The organism is Kitasatospora sp. NPDC088391, assembly GCF_044753345.1.
Taxonomy (GTDB): domain Bacteria; phylum Actinomycetota; class Actinomycetes; order Streptomycetales; family Streptomycetaceae; genus Kitasatospora.
In genome coordinates, this window is sequence record NZ_JBIVNB010000025.1 from 1 (window position 1) to 2,669 (window position 2,669).

General features: G+C 71.6%; 1 pseudogene. It reads right to left on the reverse strand.

What is annotated here, in order from left to right:
* Positions 1-2,669: pseudogene (locus ACIQBJ_RS35220) on the reverse strand (hypothetical protein); the annotation flags it as partial.

Consider the following 2,669-nt stretch of genomic DNA (forward strand, 5'->3'; position numbering starts at 1 on the left):
TCCCAGACCGGGACGCCGTCGCTGCGGCGGTACTCGACCAGGTTGCCGTCGCTCTGCATCTCCAGGACCGAGCTCTGCGACTGGGCCCAGTGTCCGGCGGTGAGCCGGGTGCCGGTGGTGAGCTTGGTGTCGACCTTCATCGTGTCGGCCCCCCACAGGGCGCCGCTGCCGTTGCCGCCGTTGGCCCGGTACAGGACCACGTTGCCGTCGGTCTGGAGCTCCAGGTAGGCGCCGGCGTTGCCCCAGGTCCTGGTGGACCAGAGGGCGCCGGTCCCCGTGTCGGGGTTGCCGTCGGCCTTGTAGATCACGAAGTTGCCGTCGGACTGCACGTACGCCCAGGCGCCGGGGTTGTTGCCGGTCAGGCTGCTCCACAGGACGCCGCCGCCGGCCTGCTTGTGCCGGATGACCAGGTTGCCGTCGTTGTTCATGGTCAGGATCAGGTCCGGACCGGGGTAGGACTGGCCGGCCATGATCCGGGTGCCCGGCGCGAGGATCGCGCCGCCGCCCAGCGCGTAGGCGGTGTTGGGGCCGGCCAGGCTGTAGCCGGGGTCGGCGGTGGTGCCGGTGCGGGTGCCGGTCCAGGTCTGGAGGGTGCCCTGGGGGGTGATGCCCCACAGCGAGGGGGCGCCGTTGCCGGTGAGGTCGCCGTCGGAGCCGATGCGGGGCCAGGCGGCGGCGGTCATGTTGGTGGCGACGGTCTTGGCGGTGCCGAGGCCGGTGATCACCGGGTAGCTGTAGGTGTTGCCGAAGTCGTCGCTCTGGTCGGCGGTGCCGAGGACGAGGGGGTAGGCGGTGAGGGTGCCGGTGGTGCGGTTGCGCGCCCACAGGCCGGGGCGGGTCTGGGTGGTCCAGCTCCCGGGGCTGATCAGGTCGGTGTCCTTCCAGCCGCTCGCGGCCAGCCGGATCGGGGTGGCCAGGGCGTTGTCGCCGACGGCCGGGTAGTACCAGAGCGCCGCGTCGGAGCCGGCGGTCTCGACCGTGAACAGGCCGGTGCGGTTCTTGGCGGTGTTGGAGGTGCTGCGGTCGGTGGAGGCGGGGTCGCCCAGCGCGGCGATCTGCTGGGTGGTGGCCCAGGTGGTGGCGTAGCCCGTGCAGTCCGGGGAGGTGGCGCTCACCACGCAGGCGGGCTTGGCGAGGGCGGTCTTGGTGTCGAAGGTGCCGTTGACGCCGGTGTTGCCGGGGTTCTTGTAGACCCACAGGGTGGCGTCGCCGTCCTTGTGGGCGAGCAGGTCGTCCAGGTCGGGGCCCAGCCGCAGGCTGCCGCGGTGCGTGGTGCGGTAGTTGGCCCAGGAGTCGCCGCCCGGGGACTGGGCGACGGACGAGGCCACGGTGTTCTGCGGACCGGTCGCGGGCGCGGTGTAGGCGCGCAGGTCACCGGCCGGACCGTAGGTCAGGACGTCGGGGGTGCGGGCGCCGTTCTGGTCGCCGTTGACGTCGCCGTACACCGGCTGCGGGCCGTTCGGGTTCCACGGCACGTAGAAGGTGTACGGGGCGACGGGGGAGACGTTGCCGGCGTTGTCCTGGGCCTGCAGGTAGAGCACGTTGGTGCCCCAGCGGCCCGGGGTGACGCTGATCTGGCCGCTCGGCACGGAGCCGCCGCACTGCCAGGTGGCGCCGGTGAACTGCGGGTCGAAGGACCAGCGCAGGCAGACCACGCCGGAGCTGTACAGGCCGCTCGGGTTCGGGTCGGCGGCGGTGAAGGGGATGTTTCCGCTCTGCCCGGACCGCAGCGAGGTGGTCTGCCCGTTGCCGGACTGCGGGAACTGGGTGGCCGGGTCACTGACCGTCGGGGGGAAGGTGAGGGTCGGCGGGGTGGTGTCGACCTTGAAGAAGCAGCTCGGGCTCGGGCCGCCCATCGGGACGCCGTCCAGGCCGTCGTTGGAGAACAGGCTCCAGCCGTAGGAGTGGCCGTCCTTCAGCGTGCCGCCGGGCAGCCAGAACGCGGCCAGGCCGTTGTTGTTCACGTAGTCGGAGTAGCCGCTGGCGACGTCCGGCGAGCCGGGCTGGGTGTAGTCCCAGATGTGGTTCCAGGTGCGGACCTGGGCCTGGGTCGGGCTGGAGACGGTCGCGGTCAGCGCCGCGGCCTGGGCCTGCGAGGCCCCGGCCCCCAGCCAGCCCCAGGCGTTGGCGTCGCCGTTGCCGCAGGACTGCCGGTTCTGGTTGTCGACCGCGGTGTGCGGCGGCGGGTACACGCCGGGGTTCGCGGGCGGGTTCGGGACGCGGTCGTACGTGACGCTCAGGGTCGGGTTGTTGCCGACCCGCTTGAAGCCGTAGGCGTCGCTCTCGTTGCCGTACACGCCGAACGTCAGGTTGTCGTAGGTCGGCCCGTACTGCTTGAGGGTGCCGCTGACGTTGTAGTTGAACCCGACGGCGTTGCTGCAGCCGGACTGGCCGGTGCCGGGGACGTCACGGGTGCCGTCCAGCTTGCCGCCGATCTGCCCGGGCTGGTTGCCCCAGTTGGTGCCGCTGCCGATCCCGCCGGTCAGGTACAGGTCGACGGGGTAGGTCTTGGTGCAGTCGTGGTTGGCCGAGTACACCTCCTGCAGGCCGATCGTCGCGCTGTTGATCACCGTGCCGCGCAGCCCCGTGGTGTCGAACTGGAAGAACGACCGGTTGATGTCGGAGGGGACGCAGCTGCCGCCGTTGGGGTAGGTGCCGCAGACGCCGAC